Consider the following 22,188-nt stretch of genomic DNA (forward strand, 5'->3'; position numbering starts at 1 on the left):
GCCGATCTGTGCCGGGCATAGCCCTTGCGGGCATCCCCCTTCCTTGACACCATGCACCCCATGCATTACTATCGGTTCCATTCATATGAAATCATTGAATAATCCATAGCTTCGAGGAGGAGCAATGAGCAGCGACCTCAATTGGGACACCACACCACTTTACCCTTCCCCTTCCGCTCCCGAACTGACCAAAGCCTTCGAGGACGCCACCACGCAGGTAGCCGAATTCAGGGAACGCTACCGCGGCAAGGTCGCCGGACTTTCCGCGGCAGAGCTACTCGAGGCGCTGAAAAGCTATGAGAAATTGCAGGAGGAGCTGGCGGTGCCACAGCTTTACTCCCACCTTCTCTTCGCCGCCGACAGCGAGAGCGACCTGCACAAGCGCCTCTCCCAGAAGTCCCAGGAGTTCGGCAACGCCATGGGGCGCGAACTGCTCTTCTTCGATCTCGAAATAATCCAGATGGATGAGGAGCCATTCCAGCAGCTGATGCAGGCCAGCCTCCTCGACAACTACCGCCACTTTCTGACGGTGCTGCGCAAATTCAAGAAGCACACGCTATCCGAGCGCGAGGAAAGCCTCCTCACCCAGAAAAGCCTCACCGGTGTCCAGGCCTTCTGCCGCCTGTTCGACGAGGTCTCCGCCTCCCTGCGCTATACGCTGGAGATGGACGGCGAGACCCGGGAGATGACCGGAGAGGAACTCCTGTCCCTGCTGCACCACCCCGACGCTGAGCTGAGGGAGCGGGCGTTCGGCACCTTCCTCAAAAAGCACGAGGAGCACAGCATCCTCTACTCGGCGGTGTTCAACAACGTGGCGCTGGATCACTCCCAGGAAATGGAGCTCAGAAACTACAGCCACCCGATGGAGCCGACCAACCTGGGCAACGAGATTCCCAACGAGGTGGTGGAGAGCCTGATGCAGGTCTCCGAAAAGAACTACCCGCTGGCCCAGGAATACTTCCGCCTCAAGGCCAAGCTGCTCGGCATCCCCAAGTTGAAGAACACCGACGTGTACGCGCCGCTCACCGAGAGCGACCGCAAGTATAGCTTCGAAGAGGCGCGTGCCATGACCGTCGAGGCCTACCGCGGCTTCTCTGAGGAGTTCGCGGAGCTTGCCGACTCCTTCTTCACCGGCAAGCGCGTCGACGTCATGCCTCGCCCCGGCAAGAGCGGCGGCGCTTTCTGCATGGGGATGACCCCGACGCTCCCGCCGTACCTGCTGTTGAATTTCACCGGCAACCTGCGCGACGTCGCCACCATCGCCCACGAAGTCGGCCACGGCATCCATTACCAGCTGGCCCAGCGCCAGACCATGCTGAACTACCACCCGCCGCTCCCCTTGGCGGAGACCGCGTCGGTGTTCGGCGAGATGCTGCTGACCCGCCAGCTCCTGGAGCGGGAGACCGATGTCGAGGTGAAGAAGTCGCTTCTGTGCGCGAAGATCGAGGACATCATCGCCACCACCTTCCGGCAGAACGTGCTGACCAGGTTCGAGGAGCGGATGCACCTGGAGCGGGTGAAGGGGCTTTTGACGGCGAGCGAGCTCGCCGAGCTTTGGTGGCAGGAGAACGCGAAGCTCTACGGCGACTCGGTCGACATGATCGAGCCCTACCGCTACGGATGGAGCTACATCTCGCACTTCATCCACGCCCGGTTCTACTGCTACTCCTACACCTGCGCAGAATTGGTGGTGCTGTCGCTGTTCCAGCGCTACCTGAAGGAGCGGGAGAGCTTCGTCCCCATCTACCGCGACATCCTCGCCGACGGCGGGTCCAAGTCCCCCGGCGACACACTCGCACCGGCCGGCATCGTCTTCAGCGATCCCGGCTTCTGGCAGGGAGGGTACGACCTCTTGGCCGACCTGATCGCAGAGCTGAAGGCGCTGCTGTAGGTCCGACTCAGACCATGTCTGACATGTAACCGCAAAAAGGCCCGCCGGTTTCCCGGCGGGCCTTTTTGTCGTGCTGCCTTATGCTGCCAGTCCGATTACATCTCGTCGAACTGGAGGTACTTGTACACGTTGGCCTTGTTCGGCTCGACCTTCTCCTTGTACACGGCCAGGTACTCGGCCGGGGTCGGGAGCTTGCCCAGGTTCACGGTGACGGCACCGAGCTCTGCGGAGCCCAGGAACACCTTGGCGCCATTGCCGATCCTGTCGTCGAAGTTACGGGTCGAGGTGGAGAACATGTTCACACCGTCGGGCACGCGTGCCTGGTTACCCATGCAGAGCGAGCAGCCGGCGATCTCGACGCGTGCGCCCATGGCGCTGTAGACGGAGAAGTAAGCCTCGTCTTTGAGCTTAGCCTGATCCATGCGGGTCGGCGGGCAGATCCAGGTGCGGACGTTGGGGTTGAACTTCTGCCCCCTCCAGATCTCGCCGGCAGCGCGGAAGTGACCGATGTTGGTCATACAGGAACCGAGGAACACGTCCTGGATCGGGGTGCCGGCAACCTCGGAGAGGAGCTTGACGTCGTCCGGATCGTTCGGGCAGGCGAGGATCGGCTCGGTGATCTCGGCGAGATCGATCTCGATGACCGCGGCGTACTCGGCGTTGGCGTCGGCTTCGAGGAGCTTCGGTGCCTTCAGCCACTCGTTGGCGGCATCGATCCTGTTCTGCAGGGTCTGCGCATCCTGGTACCCCTCGGCGATCATCTGCTTCATGAGGGCCACGTTGGAACGGAGGTAGGTGGCTACCGACTGCTCGGAGAGCTTGATGCAGCCGGCGGCGGCGCTACGCTCGGCGGCGGCGTCGGTCAGCTCGAAGGCCTGCTCGACGGAGAGCTCCGGAAGGCCTTCCATCTCGAGGATGCGGCCGTTGAAGATGTTGACCTTGTTCTTCTTGGGCACGGTGAGGAGCCCCTGCTTGATGGCCCAGTACGGGATCGCGTTCACCGCGTCGCGCAGGGTGATGCCCGGGTTGAACTTGCCCTTGAAGCGGACCAGTACCGACTCAGGCATGTCCAGCGGCATGAAGCCGAGGGCGCCCGCGAAGGCGACCAGGCCGGAACCCGCCGGGAAGGAGATGCCGATCGGGAAACGGGTGTGGGAGTCGCCGCCGGTACCGACGGTGTCCGGCACGAGGAGACGGTTAAGCCAGGAGTGGATGACGCCGTCGCCCGGCTTCAGGGGCACGCCGCCGCGCTCGATGATGAACTGCGGCAGGGTCTTGTGCATCTTGACGTCGGCCGGCTTCGGATAGGCTGCGGTGTGGCAGAAGGACTGCATGAACATCGGCGCCTGGAACTTCAGGCAGGCGAGTTCTTTCAGTTCGTCGGCGGTCATGGGGCCGGTGGTGTCCTGGGAACCGACAGTGGTCATCTTCGGCTCGCAAGCGGTGCCCGGCAGGACGCCGGTGACGCCGCAGGCCTGACCGACCATCTTCTGTGCCAGGGAGTACCCCTGGCCCGGCTTGGCAACCGGGTTGACCGGCAGGGTGAAGACGTCGGTCGGCGCGAGGCCGAGGGCCTTCCTGGCGCGGTCGGTGAGGGCGCGGCCGATGATCAGCGGGATGCGGCCGCCGGCGCGGAACTCGTCGAACAGGGTGTTCGGGGCCACGGTGAAGGTGGAGAGGACCTCGCCCCCCTCGGTGGTGATCTCGCCCTTCTTGGAGTTGATCACGATGACGTCGCCGGTCTTCATCTTGGTCACGTCGGTCTTGATCGGGAACGCGCCGGAGTCCTGCGCGGTGTTGAAGAAGATCGGGGCGATGACGCCGCCGATGATGATGCCGTCGCGACGCTTGTTGGGAACGGCCGGGATGTCCTGGCCGATGTGCCAGAGCACGCTGTTGCAGGCGGATTTACGGGAGGAACCGGTACCGACGACGTCGCCCACGAAAGCGACCTGGAACCCTTCGGCCCTGAACTTGGCGATGGTGGCGTTGCCGTCGGGGAAGCGGGTCTTGCCCATGGCGAGCGCATGCAGCGGGATGTCCGGACGGCTCCAGGCGTCGCCCGCCGGGGAGAAGTCGTCGGTGTTGATCTCGCCCTCGACCTTGTAGACCTTAACCTTCACGGTCTCCGGCAGGCCCGGCTTGGAGGTGAACCACTCGGCGTTGGCCCAGGAATCGAGGACCTTCTTGGCGCCGGCGTTAGTCTTGGAGAGCGCGAGGACGTCATCGAAGGCGTCGTACACGAGGGTGGTGCCGCAGAGAGCCTTGACGGCCTCGTCGGCAACTTCGGCGTCCTTCAGGGCTGCCACCAGCGGGGCCACGTTGTAGCCGCCCAGCATGGTGCCCAGGATCTGGACCGCGTCTTTCTTGGAGACCAGCGGGGACTTCTTCGCACCGGAGAGGATGGCGGCCAGGAAGCCTGCCTTCACCTCGGCGGCCGGGTCGACGCCCGGGGAAACCCTTTCCTTCAGGAGGTGGAGCAGGAACTCCTCCTTGCCTGCCGGCGGCGCTTCCAACAGTTTGCAAAGATCCGCGGTCTGCTCAGGGTCGAGCGGCTTCGCAGGAATCCCAAGTGCCTTTCTTTCTGCCTCTTGCTTCAAGTACGCTTCGATCATGATTCCTCCTAGATAATGTGCAGCTATTTACGGAAGTTATCAAAATTCTTCTGTCAGCCGGTGCTTCATTTGAACGGATACTGTATACAATTTTTACCCTGTTTTGTCAATTGTTGAAAGCACCAATAAAATGGGGCAGTTTCTCCCGGAAAGAGCTGTTACTGTGGCGTTTTATCTGCAGTCAGTGGAGGTGGTCGACTGTGACAAAGGGGGGGATATTAAGGAAATAAAATGTATTCCTGGTGAGTGTAGGCGGTGAACCTGGTCCCGCGCAGGTAACCGACCAGGGTAATGCCGGCCTCCTCGCAGATGCGGATGGCCATATCGGTGGGCGAGGTGCGGGAAACGATGACAGCGACGCCAAGCTGCGCCGCCTTTGTGGCCATCTCTGCGGAAACGCGTCCCGAGGTGGCCATGGTGGTGCCGGAGAGAGGCATCTCCCTGAGCAAGGCCTCTCCCGCCAGGCGATCGACCGTGTTGTGCCTGCCGATGTCCTCGGCGTGCAAGAGCAACCTGCCAGCGGCATCGCCGACGGCCGCGGAGTGGACGCCGCCGTGGCTTTTATACTTGGTCGAGCAAAGCGCCAGTTGCTTCATCAGCTCGAAGATCGCCGCGACCGGAACCTGCTCACGCACGGCAGCAGGCAGCTTGCCGCCGGCTTGCGGCAGGGAAAACGTGATGCCGGTGCCGCATCCGGAGGTGAGCACCGGCTTCAGTTCCTGTGGCACCTCTCCCTTGATGCGGACGTTGGCGATGCCGTAATCGTTGCAAACGCTCAGCACCAGGAAATCGTCGGCACGGGAGACGAACCCCTGGAGCCGCAGGAAACCGGCCACCAAAAAGCGCAGGTCGTGAGGCGAGGCGACCAGGGTCACGATCTCCCGGTCGTTGACCCGCAGTACCAGGGGGAATTCCCGCACCACGTCGACCTCGCCGCGCAGCACCTTTCCGTCGTTGTAGGTGGTGACTTCTGTCATGGTCTATCTGCTTATCCTCTCTGCCCAGCGATCATCGGTCCCCTGCCCGGTCAAAAGCGGGCGAATGACTATTCGCCCCTACGTTATACCGCCGATGCAAAGGTACTTCACTTCCAGGAACTCATCGATGCCGTACTTGGAACCTTCCCGGCCGACGCCGGACTCCTTCATGCCGCCAAAGGGAGCAACCGCGGTGGAGATGAGGCCGGTGTTGATGCCGACGATGCCGTACTCCACCGCTTCGGCCACCCTCCAGACCCGCGCCATGTCGCGGCTGTAGAAGTAGGCGGCCAGGCCGAACTCCGTGGCGTTCGCCAGTTGGATCACCTCCTCCTCGGTATGGAACCGAAACAGCGGTGCCACAGGACCGAAGGTCTCTTCCCTGGCGAGCAGCATGTCGGGCGTCACGCCGGTGAGCACGGTCGGCTCGAAGAAGGAACCTCCCAGCGCATGCCGCTTGCCGCCGATAACGACCCGCGCCCCCTTGGCAACGGCGTCAGCGATGTGCTCCTCGACTTTCTCCACCGCAGCCATGTCGATGAGCGGCCCCTGCTGGGTCTCACCCTTCAGCCCGTCCCCCACCTTCAACCCGGCGACGGCCTGCGTAAGCCTTTCGGCGAAGCGGTCATGGATGCCGTCCTGCACCAGGAACCGGTTCGAGCAGACACAGGTCTGACCGGCGTTGCGATACTTGGAAATGACCGCACCCTCGACGGCGGCATCCAGGTCGGCGTCGTCGAAGACGATGAAGGGTGCGTTGCCGCCGAGTTCAAGAGACACCTTCTTGACCGTCCCCGCGCACTGCGCCATCAGCTTCTTGCCGACGTCGGTGGAGCCGGTAAAGGTGAGCTTGCGGACCAGCGGGTTGGCGGTCATCTCCCCGCCGATGCTGGCAGCGGAGCCGGTGATCACCGAGAACACCCCCGCCGGCACTCCCGCTCGCCGCGCCAACTCGGCCAGGGCCAGCGCCGAATATGGGGTCGCGGTGGCAGGCTTCACCACCATGGTACAGCCTGCGGCAAGCGCGGGTGCAGCCTTCCTGGTGATCATTGCGGAGGGGAAATTCCAGGGGGTGATGGCGACGCAGACACCAACCGGCTCCTTGAGGACCACGATGCGCTTGTCATTTTGATGCGAAGGGATGACATCACCGTAGATCCTCTTCCCCTCCTCGGCGAACCATTCCAGGAACGAGGCGGCGTACACCGTCTCGCCGCGGGCCTCGGCAAGCGGCTTTCCCTGCTCCGCGGTCATCAGCACGGCGAGGTCGTCCTGATGCTCCAGAAGCAGTTCGGACCACCGCCTTACGATCACAGAGCGTTCCTGGGCAGTCCTGGCGCGCCAGGCCGGCAACGCGGCATGGGCCGCCTCGATGGCGCGGCGGGTCTCGGCGCCTCCCATCTTGGGAACGGTGCCCAGCTTTTCTCCGGTGGCCGGGTTGATGACGTCGACGGTATCGCCGCTATCGGCCCCGCCCCAGGCGCCGTTGATAAAGCAAAGCTGCTGGAAAAGACTTTTGTCCTTGAGAATCAGCATATGCTCCTCCCGTCAAAAGTTATCCAATCCGCGGCAGACGTTGTGTATACCCCATAGCCACCTCTGCAGCAACAGAAACCTGCCCTCCCCTCCCCCTCCCCTCCCCCTCCGCGCCCCGGGAGGGAACTACCTATGACAATGCCCCCCCCGACTGTACGTCGAGGAGGGCACCTCGCCGCTCACAGTGGCCATCATGGTACAGCGCTCAAGGCACCTGCAGCCCGGTCCGCACCAGGTAGTTGACGGCATAGATGTAGTCGTCTACGTAATCGCGGCGACCGTCTTTGTTGAGATCGAAGCGCGGGCGGGACGGCGTTCCCCGATCCTTCAGGAAACGCTCGAAATCTGCCTCCTTCACCGGCCGCGTCATCCCGGACACCAATGACGCCCTCGGGGCCACCGCCAACGGCATCTGTTGCCGCAGCCCGCCGTAGAGCATCGTGATGTCGGCCTTTACCACATCACGCTTCGGCCGGGCTTGAATCTCCCAGCCGGCCTCGGTCCGTCGGTGCGCGACGTAGGTGCATCCGCTGAAGGTGAAGCTGGGAGTCGCCTCGCCGGTCACCGTGCCGATCACCAGCGTCACCGTTGCCTTGCCGTCGGCAAGGGCGACCGGCGGGAGTTGCCGGAAGGGAACGGGGGCGTCCTGGCGAAACAGGGCGATCAGGTTTGCCGGGGTGCGCTCCCCCTGGAAAGCCTTGAAACGGTCGAGGACGCTGGTGACGGCAACCGGCTGGGTCACCTGGGGCCGCGGCGCGCTGGCCTCGGCTGCCGGAGTCTCCTGCTCTGGAGGAGGCGGGGTCTCTCCCCGGTCCAGCGGCGCCTCCTCCCCTTCCAGTTGCGCATTTTTGGTGCGCAGCCGCTTCTTCACGGCCGGCACCCCCTCCTGGGACAAGGGAGCATCGATCCGCGCGGGGGTCTCTTTGGCCGGCACGTCCGCCTGGCCGGTTGCGGTCTCCTGGCCGGGCATGGTCACGGTCCCCCCGACCGGCAACGGGCGCGGCACCGCGATCGGAAGCGCGGTACCTCCCGAAGGGGTGCCACTTCTTGCCTCTTCCCCGGGCTGCGCTGCGCCGGTGCCGCCGTCGGCTGCGCCGACCACGGCCGAGGGGTTGACGATGACGGGCTGCGCCATGGCGACCTTCTTGCCTCCGGCATCGATAAGCGTGCCGGCGACCAGGGTGATGACGCCGGGTGAGTTGCCGGTCCGGTCGAAGGCGACGCTGGCGATGATGCCGCTGCCGGCGAGCCCGCGCGTGCCGACGATGGCCAACCTGATGGGGTTTCCGGGGTTGGCTGCGCTCATCATCCCCTGCACCATATTCCCCATGGTGACCCGCGGGTTGGAGAGCGTGGCGGAATCGTAGCCGATGCTGAGGTCGAGACCTGCGACGCCGTCCATCTGGTCGCCGCGTAGGAGGAAGACGCCATCGGATCCGGGCGAGGATATGGAAAGAGTGGGCAAGGCAAAGGCGGTAGCCGGCAGGACCAGCAAGAGGAAAAAAAGCAGCCTATACCAGGGACAGTGACTCTGCCTGATCATGATGACCTCTATGCCTGGGGGATAAAACAGCAGGAACGGACCGGTTTACTTTACTGACCCCCCCGGGGGCTGTCAAGCAAGCCCCCCGTGACAAGGTCGACCTGTAAAAGGAAAAGGGGTGGCCGCCCGGCCACCCCTCCCCTTTACTGTTCCGCACGAAAACCCGCCTCCCTTAGGAGGGGAGTTTTCCCATGCTCTTCAGGATGTCCCACCCCTTGAGGAGGTCGAGAGCGCGCAGCACCTGCGAGTCGCTCTTGATCATCTCGTCGGTCTTGTAGGGAGCCGGCTTCGCCTTCTTCTCGTCCTGCTCGTCCTTCTTGTCCCCTTCGAAATGGTTCTCGAGGTCCTTCTCGCGGATGTGCATCCCTTCGCGCTTTTCGCTTGTCGCGGCGATCTCCACGCGCTCGGCCACGATGTCCGGGGTGATCCCCTTGGCCTGGATGGAGCGGCCGCTCGGGGTGAAGTAGCGGGCGGTGGTGAGCCTCAGGCCCGAGTTGTCGGAGAGCGGGATGATGGTCTGCACGCTACCCTTGCCAAAGCTCTGGGTGCCCATGATGACCGCGCGCTTGTGGTCCTGCAGGCAGCCGGCCACGATCTCGGAGGCGGAGGCCGAACCGCTGTTGATCAGCACCACGATGGGGTATTCGCCCTGCTTGTGGCTCTTCCTCGAGGTGAAACGCATCTGGGAGTCCTTCTCGCGCCCCTCGGTGTAAACGATCAGCTTCCCTTCGGGGACGAAGTGCTCGCAGACGCGGACCGCCTGATCGAGAAGCCCGCCGGGATCGTTCCTGAGGTCCAGCACCAGCCCCCTGAGCTGCTTCTTGTCGGCCTGCAGGCCCTGCAGCGCCTTCTCCAGGTCGTCGTCGGTCTTCTCCTGGAACTGGGCGATTCGGACGTAACCGTAACCGTCGTCGAGGACCTTGTACTTCACGCTCTTGACCTGGATTATGTCGCGCTCCAGGACGAAGTCCTTGGTCTTATCGAACCCTTCGCGCATGATGGTCAGGGTGACCTTGGTCCCCTTCACGCCGCGCATCCTCTTCACCGCGTCGGTTATGGTGAGGTCCTTGGTGAACTTGTCGTCGATCTTCAGGATCTGGTCGCCCGCCTTGATACCCGCACGGAAGGCCGGGGTGTCCTCGATCGGGGAGATGACGGTCAGGATCCCTTCCTTGACGGTGATCTCGATGCCGAGGCCGCCGAAGGCGCCCTTGGTGTCGATCTTCATCTCCTTGTAGGTCTCGGGGGGCATGAAGGAACTGTGCGGGTCGAGCGAGGTGAGCATGCCGTTGATGGCGCCGTAGACGAGCTTCTTGGTGTCCACTTCCTCGACGTAACTCTTCTTCACTATGGCGAGCACGTCGGTGAACAGCTCGATGGACTGGTAGTCGCTGCCGCCCCCCTGGGCGGCACATCTGCGTTGCACGCCGAACGCTATGACGAGCGTCAGCAGTGAAACGGTAGTGACAAACAGGGTTGTCTTCTTGAACTTGCTACCCTTGAACATTTTGCCTCCCTGGATTTTTCTTGCGATGCCCTGCTTATCTGAACCAGGGGGAAGGATCTACCGGTTTCCCCTGGTATCTGATCTCGAAATAGAGCATGGGTCCTTTAGTCGAGTCGACATCGCCCACGCTGGCAAGTACGTCGTTTTTGGACACCTTCGAACCGACCCTTTTGGCTATGGACGAAGCGTGGGCGTAGAGACTGAAGAACCCGTCGCCATGATCGACGATGATCATATTACCATAGCCTTTGAAATAGTCGGCAAAAATCACTTCGCCGTCATATATTGCATGGATGGCGCTACCGGCGGGGGCTGCCACTGAGATCCCGTTACTGACAGTAAAGGAATCAAACTCTGGGTGCTTATGCCTTCCGAAACGGTCGATGACGTTGCCTCGTACCGGCAGCGAGAGCCGCCCTTTCTGGGCACCCAGCCCCTGGTTGGGAACCGGGGTGGCCTTGGCGGTCACGCCGGGGCGGGCCGGTTCGCTCCCCTTGCCGGGACGACCCTTGGAACTATACGCTTTTCTACTTTTGGCTTCAAGCCTTTGAATCATGCTTTGCAGGCGGCTGGCGTTGGCCTGCAGCTCTTTGAGCGAGGCGAGGTAGCTTTGCTTGTCCTGGCGCACCTTGACCAGGTAGGTCGCCTTGCGGCTCTTTTCCTGCTCGATCTCGCGCTTCTTCGCCTCGATGGAACGCCGCAGCCCCTCCTTCTTGACCGCCTCCTGCTCCAGGCGTTCCTTGAGCCGGTTCAGCCGCTCCAGGTTTTCGTTGTACTGCTGGAACAGCTTCTTGTCGTTGGCGAGGATGCTGCGCATGTAGCGCAGGTTCTCGCTCATCTGCGGGAAGGACTCCGAGGAGAAGAAGACGCGCAGGTTGCCGGTGTCGCCCCCCTTGTAGAGCGCGGCCACGCGGCGGTTGATCTGCGCCTTCTTGCGCTCGGCCTCCTGCCGCTCGCGCTCGATGTCGTCGTGGGTCTGGTCGATCCCCTTCTCGACGCCGGCGAGGTCGCGCCCCAGGGCGGCCAGGTTTGACTGCTTTTCGGCAAGCGACTTCTGGATCTGCACCAACTCCCCCGAGACCTTGGTCTCCACCTTCTGGGTCTTGGAGATGAGCCGGTTCTTCTCCTTGATCTGCTTCTTGATGTTCTGCAGCTCCTCATTGGCGCCGGCGCGGCAAAGCGCGGGTGCCAGGAGGGCGAGGACGAGCAGGATTGTGGCGGTAAGATGGCGCATGCTAGACGTTTATGAACCTCTTGAGCGAGGTCGCGCTGCCGATGAACCCGAGCAGCACCCCCCCGAGGACCACCCCGGCCAGGTGCGTGGCGGGGAGGAAGGAGAGCCCCGCCGAAGCCGGGTTGATGCCGAGGAAGTCGCCGGCGTTTTTCAGGAAGGCGAAGTAGCACCCCAAAAGCGCCAGAAGCGAAATCACCGCCCCGGCGGCCCCCTGCAGGACCCCCTCGATCAGGAAGGGTGCCTTGATGAAGAAGCGGGTCGCTCCGACCAGCCCCAGGAGTTCCAGTTCGTCCTTCCTGGCGTAGATGGTCAGCTTTATGGTGTTGGAGACGATGAAGAGCACGGTGATGGTCAGGAAGCTCCCCAGGAGCGCCCCCATGAGCCGGAACAGGTTCATGAAGGAGTTGAAGCGCTTCACCCACTCCTCGCCGTACTGCACCTCGCTGATCCCCTGGATCTGCTTCAGCTTCTTCACGTAGGCGGCCACGGAGTCGGTGTCGCGGTGTTCGCGGTCCAGCCTGATCTCCAGCGAGGCGGGGAGGACGTCCGGCGTGATCCCCTCGAGAAGCGACTCCTGGCCCTTCAGGCGGCTTCTCAGCCTCTTCTCGGCCTCGGCCTGGCTCACGAAGAGCACCTTGGAAGTGCCGGGAATCGCCTGCACCCTCCCCTTCAGCGCGGCGACCGCGAGCGGCGCCGGTTCCTGGTCGAAATAGGCGGTCACCTGCACCTTGTCGCTCCACCCCTCCGCCATCCCATCCAGGTTCACGTAGACCAGGAGAAAAAGCGAGGCGATCAGAAGCGCCAGCGCGATGGTTCCCACCGTAACGGCGCTGACGAAGACGTTCTGGCGCAGGTTCGCGAAGGCGCGGCTGGTGAAATAGGAGAGCCTGCCGAAGAAACCTTCCTGCTCAAGCTTGGGGCGAACCGCACCCTTGTTATTCTTGGACATCGGGCACCTCCAGCATGGTGGCCTCGGTTGCCGCCTGCCCCACGAAAAGATCGGGCGTATCGACGATGGCCCCCTTGTCGAGCCTGATCACCCTGCGGTGTGAGTTCTCGATCACGCGGCGGTCGTGGGTCGCCACCACCACGGTGGTGCCGCGGTTGTTGGCCTCCTTGAAGATGGAGAGGATCGCCTCCTTGTTCTCGTCGTCCAGGTTGCCGGTCGGCTCGTCCGCCACCAGGATCTTCGGATCGTTCACGAGGGCGCGCGCCAGCGCCACTCGCTGCTGCTCGCCGCCGGAAAGTCTCAGAGGCGTCGCGTTGATCTTGTCCTCGATCCCCATCCTTTTCAGGATGTGGTAGACCTTCTTGCCGATGTCGCGCTTGCCCCATCCCAGCACTTCCAGGGTGATGGCCACGTTCTCCAGCACGGTCCGGTTCGGGAGCAGCTTGTAGTCCTGGAACACCACCCCGATGGAGCGACGCAGCAGGGGAACCTGCGAGCGGGAGAGCCGGGTCAGGTTGACCCCGTCGATCAGCACCTGCCCCCGGGTGGGGGTCAGGTCAGCGTAGATCAGTTTAAGGAGCGTGGACTTCCCCGCCCCCGACTGCCCGGTCAAAAAAACAAAATCCCCTTTGGGGATCTTGAGGTTTATGTCGGACAGCGCGCTCGACTCCGGCTGGTACGACAAGAAAACGTTATGCATTTGGATCATGGGTTTGTAAGCCTCGTAACTACCATTCGTTGTACGGCTTGCCGTCGCTGCCGACCAGCGCGGAACCGCTGTGCACGTCGTAGACCCCGCCGGTCGCCCCCTCGGAGGGGGTGTCGGTAGCGGGAGGCGCGGTGACTACCCAGGTGTCCTTGGACTTGGTGAAGGGATCCTTGGGTATCTCCCTGAGGTACCTGTTCTTGTTGTCGACGAGTTCCTGCAGCGTCTCGGGGTACTTCCCCTGGTCCGCGTAGTACTGGTCGATGGTGGAGCGCATGGTGTACAGGTCTTCCCGCAGCACCGCCTCGCGGGCCCTGATGATGCCCCACTGGTAATTGGGAGCGCTGATCGCCGCGAGAATGCCGATGATGGTCACCACTATCATCAGCTCTATCAGCGTAAACCCCCGCTGACTCTTCACTATCCTCTTCAACATGAGGTTCACCAGTCCTTGTATTTCGTACCGTCTATGGCGACGCCGTCGCTCAGGGAATGGACGTCGAAGACGTCCTCGCCTCCCCACTTGGTGCTGTCGAACTCGTCGGCATGGGAACGCAGCCCCCACCCGGTATTGTCATCCCCTTCGCCCTTGAAGAAGGGGTCCTTGGGAATGCGGCGCAGGAACTTCTTCTTTTCCTTGACCAGCCCGCCGAAATCATCTCCCTCCACCAGCACTCCCAGCTTCTTGGGGTAACCGGTGGCGTTGAGCACCTGCACCGTTTTCTGGTCCGACAGCGCCTTGTCGTAGTTTTTCTTGTATTCGTCTATGGCGGTCCTGATCTCGCGCAGGTTCCTTCTGAGCTCGAGCTCCTTGGTCCGCTTGGCGGCCATCTGGGCCGACGGGACGATCAGCGAGGCGAGCAGGGTGAGGATGACCATGGTCACCACCATCTCGATCAGGCTGAGCCCCCGTTTATCTCTAAGGATCTTCCACATCGCGGCGACAGCCCGGAGGGGCTACTTTACCTCCACTACTGACTTGAATGGGGTCACGGCGATCTGCTCGCCCCCTTTCTTCGTGAAGCTGGTGTTGGAGAAGGAAAGGGGCGTGCTCCCCTGCCCGATCGCCTTGAAGGTGACCTGGGCCAGCACGCCGTTGGCGAGTCCCCCCTCGCTCCTGCTGCCGGACATCCAGAGCTCCCCCTTCTTCTTGTCGGCGAAGGCTTGGAAGGTCGACGGCTTTCCGGTCTCCTTGAGGAGCGGCCCTTCGGTCTGTGCCACCACCTCGAGGATCTTGGGATCGTAACTCAGCACGAACACCGCCTTCTCAAGGTCCATTATCCCGGAAACGTTTATCTGCACCGCGAACTGGTCGTTCAGCTTCACCGAAGAAGGGAGGCTGAGGGCGAGCAGGGCCTTCTCCAGAGGGACCGGCGAGACGGTGGGCTTGGGCGGTTCCTTGGCCGCGGCAGCGGCGGCGGCAGCGGCGGCAGCGTTTGCGGCAGCTCCCAACTCAGCGGGTGACGGGCCCTGAGCCGGGATGGCGGTTGCGGCAGCTTCCGCGCCTTGTTCAGCGGGAACTTCGACAGCGGCTTCGCCCCCGGCGGCGCTTGCCGGTGCCGGGGCACCCGGTGCGATCCCATCCTCTGCGCCAGGAGCGGCAGCGACCGGAGCGGCAGCGACCGGAGCCGGGGCGACCGGAGCCGGGGCGACCGGAGCCGGGGCGATCCTTTTAGCCGGAGCCGCCTTGGCGGGCGCTGCCTTGGCCGGAGCAGCGGTATCGGCAAACTCGGGCTCGATGAAGGACTGGTACGGCTTGTTGGTGGAGGGCTCGTCCTCGCGACCGGACCAGAAGGCCGCCACATCGCTGTCGGGCACCGTCACGCCACGCACGATCCTCGGCGTGATGGCCAGCAACAGTTCGCTCTTGTCATTCGACTTGCCGGTGTTGGAGAAGAGGTTGCCGAGCACGGGGATGTCTCCCAGCAGGAACACCTTTTTCTTGCTGTCGGTGTCGTTCTTTTGCATCAAGCCGCCGATGATGCTGGTCTCGCCGTCCTTCAAGGACAGGACCGTGTCGAGGTTTCTGGTCCCGATGGTGACCACCGTGGTGGCCTGGTCGGTGCCAACCTTCTCCCGACCGAGGATGGAGCTCACCTCGAGGCCGAGCTTGATGGAGACCTCGTTGTTCAACTGTATGGTCGGCTCAGCGTTCACCTTCACCCCGACGTCCACGTACTGGACGTTGACGCTCGTGCCGGTGGAGGTGGAAGAGGTGGTCGTGATCGGCACCCTGGTGCCGACGTTGAACTTCGCCTTCTCGCGGTTCTTCACCCTGATCTTCGGATTGGAAAGCGTCTCGCCGTTAGAGAGCGTCTTACCGAAGTTGAAGGTGGCGTTGGGCACGGTGAGGTAGCCGTTGTACCCCCTCATCTTGAAAACGTTGAGCAGGTTGCTGACGTCGGCGGCCGTGGTGGTGGTGCCAGAGGTGGTCGACGTTGTCGTGGTGGTGCTCAGGGCATCGGAGAGGAACTTACCCTGGGGCCCGGTCACCCCGAGGGAGGCGGCATAGCTGGAGAGGGCAAGGCCAAAGGTCTCGGTACCCGCCTTGGAAAGCTCGAAGACCTCGACATCGAGGAGCACCTCAGCATCGGGAACGTCGTTGGCCTCCAGGATCTTGCGCGCGACCTCCACCACTTCGGGGGTGTCACGGATCACCAGGGCGTTGGCTTCCTCGTTCACGTAGATCTTCTTCACCTGGAGCATGGTGCGCACCAGGTTCACCGCCTTCTTGGCATCGAGCTTGTTCAGGTAGAAGGTCTGGACGAAGAGTTCCTCGTACTGCTTGATCTTGTCCGGGGTCTTGGGATAGATGATGATGGTGCTCTCGTTCAGCACCTTCTTGTCCAACTTCTGCATCCCGGTCAGGAGTTCCATGGCCTGCTGGAAGCTCCCGTTTTCCAGGTGCAGCGAGACGTTGACGTCCTTTACCCCGTCATCGAAGACGAAGTTGATCCCGGAAAGCTGGGTCAGTATGTTGAAGATGTCCTTGAGCTTGGCGTCCTTGAACTTCAGCGTGATCGGCTTGGTCGACTTCAGGTTCAGCTCGAAGCCGTCCAGCTTCTGCTTCTTGCCGGCCAGGATGCGGTCCAGCCCCTCCCTGGCCGCCTTGTTGGAGGGCTCGAACTGGAGCACGTGCTGGTAGGAGGTCATCGCCTCGCGCAGCTTGTGGTCCCTCTCGAAGTCCGCCCCCTCCTGGAGGTAGGTCTGGGCGTTTCTCAGCTTGAGCGTATGGTCCGCACGGCTCTTCGCCTCGACGTAGGTCGGGTCCATGGCGTAGGCGGTCTGGAACTCCCTTAAGGCCTCGTCGTAATTCTTCTTCTCGAAGAACGCCTCACCCTTCTTGAAATGCACCTTGCCGGCCGCCTGGGTGATGTTCAGAAGCTTCACCCGGTATTCCCCTACCTCGGGGTGCTTGGCCGCGACCTCGGCATACTTCACCAGCGCGGCGTCCAGGTTCCCCTCGCGCTCGAGCTGCTCTGCCTTACTAAAAGCGGTGCGCCCGGCCGCGCAGCCGGAAAGGGCCAGGGTCAGCAGCATCAGGGTTGAGATCGATCTTAGTCTATGCATGAAGTTGCTCCTTAAGGCCTGGGACTGGTACTGGTGCGGCGCATGCTGAGCGACCTGTTTTCTACCAGCGGAATCACCAGCTGCCGGTCGGTCTGGATCGACTTGATGGTGATGGCATCATCGGTCACGTTTGAGACCTGGAACCTCGGGCCCACCTGGCCTCCCTTCTTGGCGAGGAAGATCTCGCCTCCCTTGGAGAGGAACACGGTCCTCTCGGCCCCCTTCTTGAGGAAGCCCAGGAACACGAACTTGCCGAGTTCGGCATCATCCAACTGCTCCTGGGTCGGCGGAGGAGGAGGGGGAGGAGTTACCTGCGCCGTCGGCAGCGGTTGCGGGAGGGGGGGCAGTTTCTTGGGTGGCGGTGGCGGCGGCGGCAGCTTGAGAGCCATCTGCTTGCTCTCGTCTTTGTAAAGCGGCGAGAAGATGTTGCGCCTGAAGCCGCCGGACGCCGGCATTTCGCGCTGCAGCTGGTCGAGGTGCACCACGCCCGTGGCGGACGGAGCGGCCGCCTTGGGTGCAGCGGGGCTCTGTTTCCGGAGCACGGTCGCCCTGGCACCCGGCTGGTTCTTCAGGGTGACCACCTGCTGCTGCCTGGGGGAGCGTACCACCGCGTAGACGATGGCCCCTGTCAGCACGACCAGCAGCAGAAAAAGTGCAAGTTTCTGGCGGTTCATGCCCCCTCCGTAAGCAGGTAGACCGTGGTCTGAATCTTCAGGTTCACGCTCTCCTGGGTCATGCTCTGGTTACTGAGGGAGATGCTGTCGACGGTCACCATATCCGGGTAGCGCACGAGGTCGGCCAGAAAGCTCTTCACCGCCGAGTACTTGCCCGCCACGGTGAAGGAGACGTCGTAGGTCATGATCTGGGTTGCCTTGTTCTTCTTGCCCGGCTTGTAGGTGATCCCCTGCAGGGCCAGGGAATTGCTCTTGGCGGTATCGTACAGCCGGCTCAGCACCCTGGCGAAGTCCTTCTTGGGGATGAAGCGCTTCTTGAATTCGTCCAGGTCGCGCACACCGCGCTGGTACCTGGTGGCGTCGGCCTCCGTCTCCCCCCTGGCCATGGCGCCGCGCTTGGCGAACCACTCCGTCTGGACCTGCTCCAGTTGGGGCCGCTGGTACCCGGAGAGGTAGAGTTGGATCCCCAGGGCAAGCAGCGCCAGGAACCCCAGGAAGGTGAACGATTTGCGCCTGGCGGCGAACATGTCGAGTAGCGTCTGGAAGTTCATCGATAGCTCACCTTGCACGAGAGGGTGAAGCTGTACCCCTGCTGGGTGGTGCCCACCTTGCGATCGCTCTGGCTCAAGAGGTACACCTCCGAGAAGCTGGGGGACCTCTCCATGTTCTCCAGCAGGACGCGCAGGTTGTCGAAGTTGAGGGCCATGCCGGTAAGCTTGATCACCTGGGGGTCCTGCGCCGTCGGTTCGACCTGGTTCAGCGCCACACCTGCCGGCACCACCTGTTCGAGCTTGTCCAGCAGGGAGATCCAGTTGACGGTCTTGCGGTCGATCAGGGCGTTGGCGAAGGCGATCTTGCCGTCCAGCTCCCGCATCTGCTCCGCCGGGACGGGAGGGGCGTCGGCGGGACCGCGGCTCGCCGCGGCGCTCTGGCTCTTGATCTTGTTGATCTCGACCTGGTTGTTGGCCACCTCGCGCACCAGGTACACAAGGAACAGCGCCATGATCGCGAAACATGCGGTCAGCACGGTGTTGAGCTGGCGCAGGTTTACGTAGCGCTTGGTGGCCAGGTTGATGGTCAGTTTCATATCACAGGCTCCTCAGCGCGGCGCCGACGGCGCCGGCCAACGCGTGCAGCCCAGGCCGGTCCAGTCCCAGCGTGGAGCCCTGCCGGAGCAGGCGCTCCGGGTCGAGCAGCACCGGCTCCAGACCGCTCGCCTCCGCCACCAAGGCGCGGAAGGACTCGGCATCGCCGGGAGAGGCGGCACAGAAGACCTCGCCCACGTTCTGGCCGGGGTTCTGGTCCCGGTAGACCAGGAAGGAGCTGTTCACCTCGCGGAACAGGTTCTGCACGTCCGCCACACCCTCCTTGGTGCGGTAGAAGCCGAGCACGCCGCCGTTGAAGATCAGCACCGTCATCGCCCCCTGGTAGAAGGTGACGAAGGCGCCGTCCTCGGAGAGTTCGAGCCTGGGGGCGAACAGGCGGTACAGGTTGAAGGAGGTGAAATCGATCAGCTTGGGCTCCAGCCCCGCCTCGTTGATGAGGTCCTCGTACTGTTGCACCACCGGACGGGAGATCAGCGACACCAGAAGCGACACGGCGCCGTTTTCCTTCTCCTCCAGGGTCTGGTAGTCCAGATGAACCGCGCCGATCTCGAAGGGGAGGCTTTTCTTGAGCTTCCAGCGGATCACGTCCAGCCCCTCTTCGCGGTTCTTGAAGCGCGCCTCCAGGTCGAGGAGCACCACGCGCCCCACCGCGTCCGGCAGGGAAACGCAGACGCTGCGCTCCTTGGTCAATAGGCGCAGGTGCGCCTCCCTGAGCGCGGCCACGAAGGCCTTCGCATCGGTGACGTTGGGGTCTCGGCGCGAGAGGGCCAAAAGCCCCGGCGCAAACGGCAGCGACAGCCCCGCCTCGACCCGGGGGGTCTTGCCGCCGCCGACCAGGGCGAAACTGAACCCGGCGGCGGAGAGTTCCAGTCCGAGACTTTTCCTGGACATTAGCATATCTGGCACCTACTCCACAAAGGTGACACGGTTGATTTCCTTAAGCGTCGTCTCGCCGGCCAGCACCTTGGCCACGGCCGATTCCCTGAGGAACATGGTCCCCGCCGCCTTGGCCGCCTTCTTGAGGGCGGCGATCGGGGCCTTGGAGATGATCAGCTCCCGTATCTCGTCGTTGAGATCGAGGAGTTCCACGATGGCGGAACGCCCCCGGTAGCCGGTACCGTTGCAGTCGTCGCAGCCGCGGGCCTCGTACAGGGTCAGGCCGCGGGCGCGCTCCGGGTCGATGGCGCACTCGCGCAGCTCGTCGTCGGAGACGGCAACCGTCTTCTTGCAGGAGGGGCAGATCTTGCGGACCAGGCGCTGCGCCATGACGCAGTTGAGGCAGGCGACGAAGTTGTACGGGTCGATCCCCATGTGCGTGAAGCGCCCGATCACGTCGAAGACGTTGTTGGCGTGCACGGTCGTGAACACCAGGTGACCGGTGAGAGCAGACTGCACGGCGATCTGGGCGGTTTCCGAGTCGCGGATCTCGCCGACCATGATCTTGTCCGGGTCGTGGCGCAGGATCGAGCGCAGGCCGCGGGCGAAGGTGAGCCCCTTCTTCTCGTTGACCGGGATCTGCGTGATGCCGGAGAGGACGTACTCGACCGGGTCCTCGATGGTGATGATCTTCTCGAGGCCGGTGTGGATCTCGGTGAGCGCGCCGTAGAGCGTGGTGGTCTTGCCGGAACCGGTGGGGCCGGTCACCAGCACCATGCCGTAGGGTTCCTTGATCATCTTGCGGAAGCGCTTGATCTCGTGGGACGCCATGCCGAGCGTCTCCAGGGTGAGCCCCCTGAGGTCGCTGGCGATGCTCTCCTTGTCGAGGATACGGATGACGGCATCCTCGCCGAAGGCGCTGGGCATGATCGAGACGCGGAAGTCGATGGACTTGGCGCCGATCCTGACCTTGAACCTGCCGTCCTGCGGGATGCGCCGCTCCGAGATGTCCAGTTCGCTCATGACCTTGAGCCTGGAGATGAGCGGACCCTGGAAATGGTTGTCGATCGGGTCGGTTGCCTTGTAGAGCACGCCGTCGATGCGGTACTTGATGACGACCCCTTCCTGGGCGGTCTCGATGTGGATATCGGAGGCGCGCCGGGTCAGGGCGTCGAGGATGGTGGAGTTGACCAGCTTGATGATCGGGCTGGTGTCGGCGGAGACGTTCTCGACGGAGAGGACCTCCTCCCCCTTCTCGGTCTCGGTCACCAGCTGCAGCATGAAGTCTTCGGAGACCTCTTTGAGCACCCGGCTGGTCCCCTCGCCCCGCTTCAGGTGCTGGGCGATCTCCGAGTCCGCCGCCACCTTGTATGTAAGCGGCCGCTCCAGGAGCAGGGCCATCTCGTCCAGCTGCAGCACGGCGGTCGGGTCGGAAATGGCCACCACCAGGAGGTCTCCCTGCAGTTCCAGGGGGACGAAGTGGTAGCGGAACATCACCTCGGGCGGGACGATGTTGAACAGCGACTCGTCCGGGCGCACCCCTTTCAGGTCGACGAATTCCAGCCCGAACTGCTGCGCCAGGGCCTGCGCCAGGGCGACGTCAGTGATCAGCCCGTCGGCGAGGCAGATGACGCCCAGGCGCTCCTTGGTGCTCTGCTGCTTGTCCAGAGCATAGGCGAGCTGGTCGTTGGTAAGTTCACCCTGCTCCAGGAGGATGTCGCCCAGCCTTTGTCTTTTGAACGGCTTCAGCATGTTCCCTCTAGGTAACGGTGCTGGCGATCTTGAAGATCGGCAGGTACATGGTGATGATGATGGTGCCGATGACCACCCCCATGACGATCATGATGGCGGGTTCGATCGCGGTGGTCAGCACCTGGAGACTCCTCTCGATCTCGTCCTCGAAGTAGTCCGAGATGTCCCCGAGCATCTCCTCGAGGGCGCCGGTGGTCTCGCCCACCGAGAGCATGCGCAGCGCCAGGGGGGGGAGGAGCTTCATGTTCTCCAGCGCCGTGGAAAGCTTGCTCCCCTCCTCGACCCGGTGCACGGCCATGAGCAGGCCGCGCTCCAGCACCTTGTTGTTCAAGGTCCCAACCGACATCCGCATCGCCTCCACGATCGGGATACCGGAGCCGAGGACCGTGGCGAGGGTCCGGGTGAAGCCGGCCAGCGCGTAGCGAACGACCACAGTCCCGACCAAAGGGGTTTTGATTTTCATGCCGTCCACGGTGTAGCGCCCGGACTCGCTCTCCTTCCAACGTTTGAAGATGGTCACCGCACCGAAGATGAGCGCCACGAAAACGAGCAGGTAATGGCGCAGGAACACGGTGAAGTTGATCAGCATCTGGGTCGGCACCGGCAGTGCGTTGCCGGAATCGGCGTAGATCGTGCTGAAGGTCGGCACAACGTAGATCAGGAGCACGGTGATGGCCACGAAGGCGACCGAAACGAGAATGGCCGGGTAGAACATGGCGCCGATGATCTTGCCGCGGAACCCCTCGGTCCTCTTCAGGAAGGCGATGTAGCGCCTGATGGTCTGCGGCAGATCGCCGGTACGCTCGCCGGCACGGATCGAGGCGATGTAGAGCTGCGGGAAGACCCTCGGGTACTTCTCGAGGGCGGCTGACAGCGCGAGTCCTCCCTTGATGTCCTCCCTGACGGCGTTAAGGATCTCGTTCAGCTTCCCGGTCCCGGACTCGAGGATGGTGTCGAGGGCCTGGATGATGGGAAGACCCGCCTTCAGGAGCACCAGGAGTTCCTGGTTGAAGAGCAGCAGTTCCTTGTTGCCGATCTTCTTCCGGCCGATACCGGACTCCAGCAGGAACTGGAACGGCTTCTTGCGGACCTCGAATACCGCATACCCCTGTTCCTCCAGACTCTGACGCAGCAGAGCCTCACTGACAGAATCCAGTTCCTTGGTGAGGATTCGGCCGTCGGAAGATCCTATTTTACAGGTATAAAGGGGCATAAGACACTATGAGTACCACAAATATGAGAGAATTAAAAC

Annotated in this window: 18 protein-coding genes; 1 reads left to right on the forward strand and 17 read right to left on the reverse strand. The window is 62.8% G+C overall.

Annotation, left to right across the window (positions count from 1 at the left end):
- Nucleotides 1-124 precede the first annotated feature (124 nt).
- Nucleotides 125-1,891, forward strand: a complete 1,767-nt coding sequence (locus tag KP003_RS13100; protein WP_217299661.1) for a M3 family oligoendopeptidase — start codon at nucleotides 125-127, stop codon at nucleotides 1,889-1,891.
- Nucleotides 1,892-1,986: 95 nt separating this feature from the next.
- On the opposite strand, the gene acnB is transcribed toward KP003_RS13100, so the two are convergent.
- The 17 genes from acnB to KP003_RS13185 all read right to left on the reverse strand — a co-directional run bounded on the left by acnB (nucleotide 1,987) and on the right by KP003_RS13185 (nucleotide 22,149).
- The gene (gene acnB, locus KP003_RS13105) at nucleotides 1,987-4,506 is read right to left on the reverse strand and encodes a bifunctional aconitate hydratase 2/2-methylisocitrate dehydratase (RefSeq protein WP_216788706.1); all 2,520 of its coding nucleotides are present in this window, start codon (nucleotides 4,504-4,506) and stop codon (nucleotides 1,987-1,989) included.
- A gap of 218 nt (nucleotides 4,507-4,724) precedes the next feature.
- Complete coding sequence (gene fdhD, locus KP003_RS13110) at nucleotides 4,725-5,483, reverse strand: formate dehydrogenase accessory sulfurtransferase FdhD (protein WP_216499444.1); 759 nt, start codon at nucleotides 5,481-5,483, stop codon at nucleotides 4,725-4,727.
- A 78-nt stretch (nucleotides 5,484-5,561) separates the two neighbouring features.
- On the reverse strand, nucleotides 5,562-7,019 hold the full coding sequence (gabD, locus tag KP003_RS13115; RefSeq protein ID WP_239027528.1) for an NADP-dependent succinate-semialdehyde dehydrogenase: 1,458 nt from the start codon (nucleotides 7,017-7,019) through the stop codon (nucleotides 5,562-5,564).
- 205 nt (nucleotides 7,020-7,224) lie between these two features.
- Nucleotides 7,225-8,562: a cohesin domain-containing protein gene (locus KP003_RS13120; RefSeq protein ID WP_217299662.1), complete on the reverse strand. Its 1,338-nt coding sequence runs from the start codon at nucleotides 8,560-8,562 to the stop codon at nucleotides 7,225-7,227.
- A gap of 172 nt (nucleotides 8,563-8,734) precedes the next feature.
- Nucleotides 8,735-10,069 (reverse strand): S41 family peptidase, encoded by a 1,335-nt coding sequence (locus tag KP003_RS13125; RefSeq protein ID WP_216788712.1) that lies wholly within the window; start codon nucleotides 10,067-10,069, stop codon nucleotides 8,735-8,737.
- A gap of 34 nt (nucleotides 10,070-10,103) precedes the next feature.
- Complete coding sequence (locus KP003_RS13130) at nucleotides 10,104-11,303, reverse strand: murein hydrolase activator EnvC family protein (RefSeq protein WP_216499447.1); 1,200 nt, start codon at nucleotides 11,301-11,303, stop codon at nucleotides 10,104-10,106.
- A gap of 1 nt (nucleotide 11,304) precedes the next feature.
- Nucleotides 11,305-12,252 carry a permease-like cell division protein FtsX gene (gene ftsX / locus KP003_RS13135; RefSeq protein ID WP_216499448.1) on the reverse strand — a complete coding sequence of 316 codons (948 nt, stop codon included), beginning with the start codon at nucleotides 12,250-12,252 and terminating at the stop codon, nucleotides 11,305-11,307.
- Nucleotides 12,239-12,961 (reverse strand): cell division ATP-binding protein FtsE, encoded by a 723-nt coding sequence (ftsE, locus tag KP003_RS13140; protein ID WP_216499449.1) that lies wholly within the window; start codon nucleotides 12,959-12,961, stop codon nucleotides 12,239-12,241. Before ftsE ends, ftsX begins: the two co-directional genes overlap by 14 nt.
- A 19-nt stretch (nucleotides 12,962-12,980) precedes the next feature.
- The gene (locus KP003_RS13145; protein ID WP_216499450.1) at nucleotides 12,981-13,394 is read right to left on the reverse strand and encodes a type IV pilin protein; all 414 of its coding nucleotides are present in this window, start codon (nucleotides 13,392-13,394) and stop codon (nucleotides 12,981-12,983) included.
- Nucleotides 13,395-13,399: 5 nt separating this feature from the next.
- Nucleotides 13,400-13,894 (reverse strand): type II secretion system protein, encoded by a 495-nt coding sequence (locus KP003_RS13150; protein ID WP_216499451.1) that lies wholly within the window; start codon nucleotides 13,892-13,894, stop codon nucleotides 13,400-13,402.
- A 21-nt stretch (nucleotides 13,895-13,915) separates the two neighbouring features.
- Nucleotides 13,916-16,528, reverse strand: coding sequence for a secretin GspD/PilQ domain-containing protein (locus KP003_RS13155; protein WP_217299663.1), 2,613 nt, complete (start codon nucleotides 16,526-16,528; stop codon nucleotides 13,916-13,918).
- 11 nt (nucleotides 16,529-16,539) lie between these two features.
- Entirely contained in the window at nucleotides 16,540-17,202 is a 663-nt protein-coding gene (locus KP003_RS13160) for a type II secretion system protein PulP (protein ID WP_216499453.1), read from the reverse strand.
- The gene (gene pilO / locus KP003_RS13165) at nucleotides 17,199-17,753 is read right to left on the reverse strand and encodes a type 4a pilus biogenesis protein PilO (RefSeq protein WP_216499454.1); all 555 of its coding nucleotides are present in this window, start codon (nucleotides 17,751-17,753) and stop codon (nucleotides 17,199-17,201) included. Before pilO ends, KP003_RS13160 begins: the two co-directional genes overlap by 4 nt.
- The gene (locus KP003_RS13170; protein WP_217299664.1) at nucleotides 17,750-18,289 is read right to left on the reverse strand and encodes a PilN domain-containing protein; all 540 of its coding nucleotides are present in this window, start codon (nucleotides 18,287-18,289) and stop codon (nucleotides 17,750-17,752) included. The genes pilO and KP003_RS13170 overlap by 4 nt, the downstream gene beginning before the upstream one ends.
- Before the next feature lies 1 nt (nucleotide 18,290).
- Nucleotides 18,291-19,205: a type IV pilus biogenesis protein PilM gene (pilM, locus tag KP003_RS13175; protein ID WP_217299665.1), complete on the reverse strand. Its 915-nt coding sequence runs from the start codon at nucleotides 19,203-19,205 to the stop codon at nucleotides 18,291-18,293.
- Nucleotides 19,206-19,214: 9 nt separating this feature from the next.
- Nucleotides 19,215-20,936: a GspE/PulE family protein gene (locus KP003_RS13180; RefSeq protein WP_217299666.1), complete on the reverse strand. Its 1,722-nt coding sequence runs from the start codon at nucleotides 20,934-20,936 to the stop codon at nucleotides 19,215-19,217.
- Nucleotides 20,937-20,943: 7 nt separating this feature from the next.
- A complete protein-coding gene (locus KP003_RS13185; protein ID WP_216499458.1) occupies nucleotides 20,944-22,149 on the reverse strand; it encodes a type II secretion system F family protein in 1,206 nt (401 codons plus the stop codon).
- Nucleotides 22,150-22,188: the final 39 nt, after the last annotated feature.

It is taken from the genome of Geomonas diazotrophica (assembly GCF_019063885.1).
GTDB lineage: Bacteria > Desulfobacterota > Desulfuromonadia > Geobacterales > Geobacteraceae > Geomonas > Geomonas diazotrophica.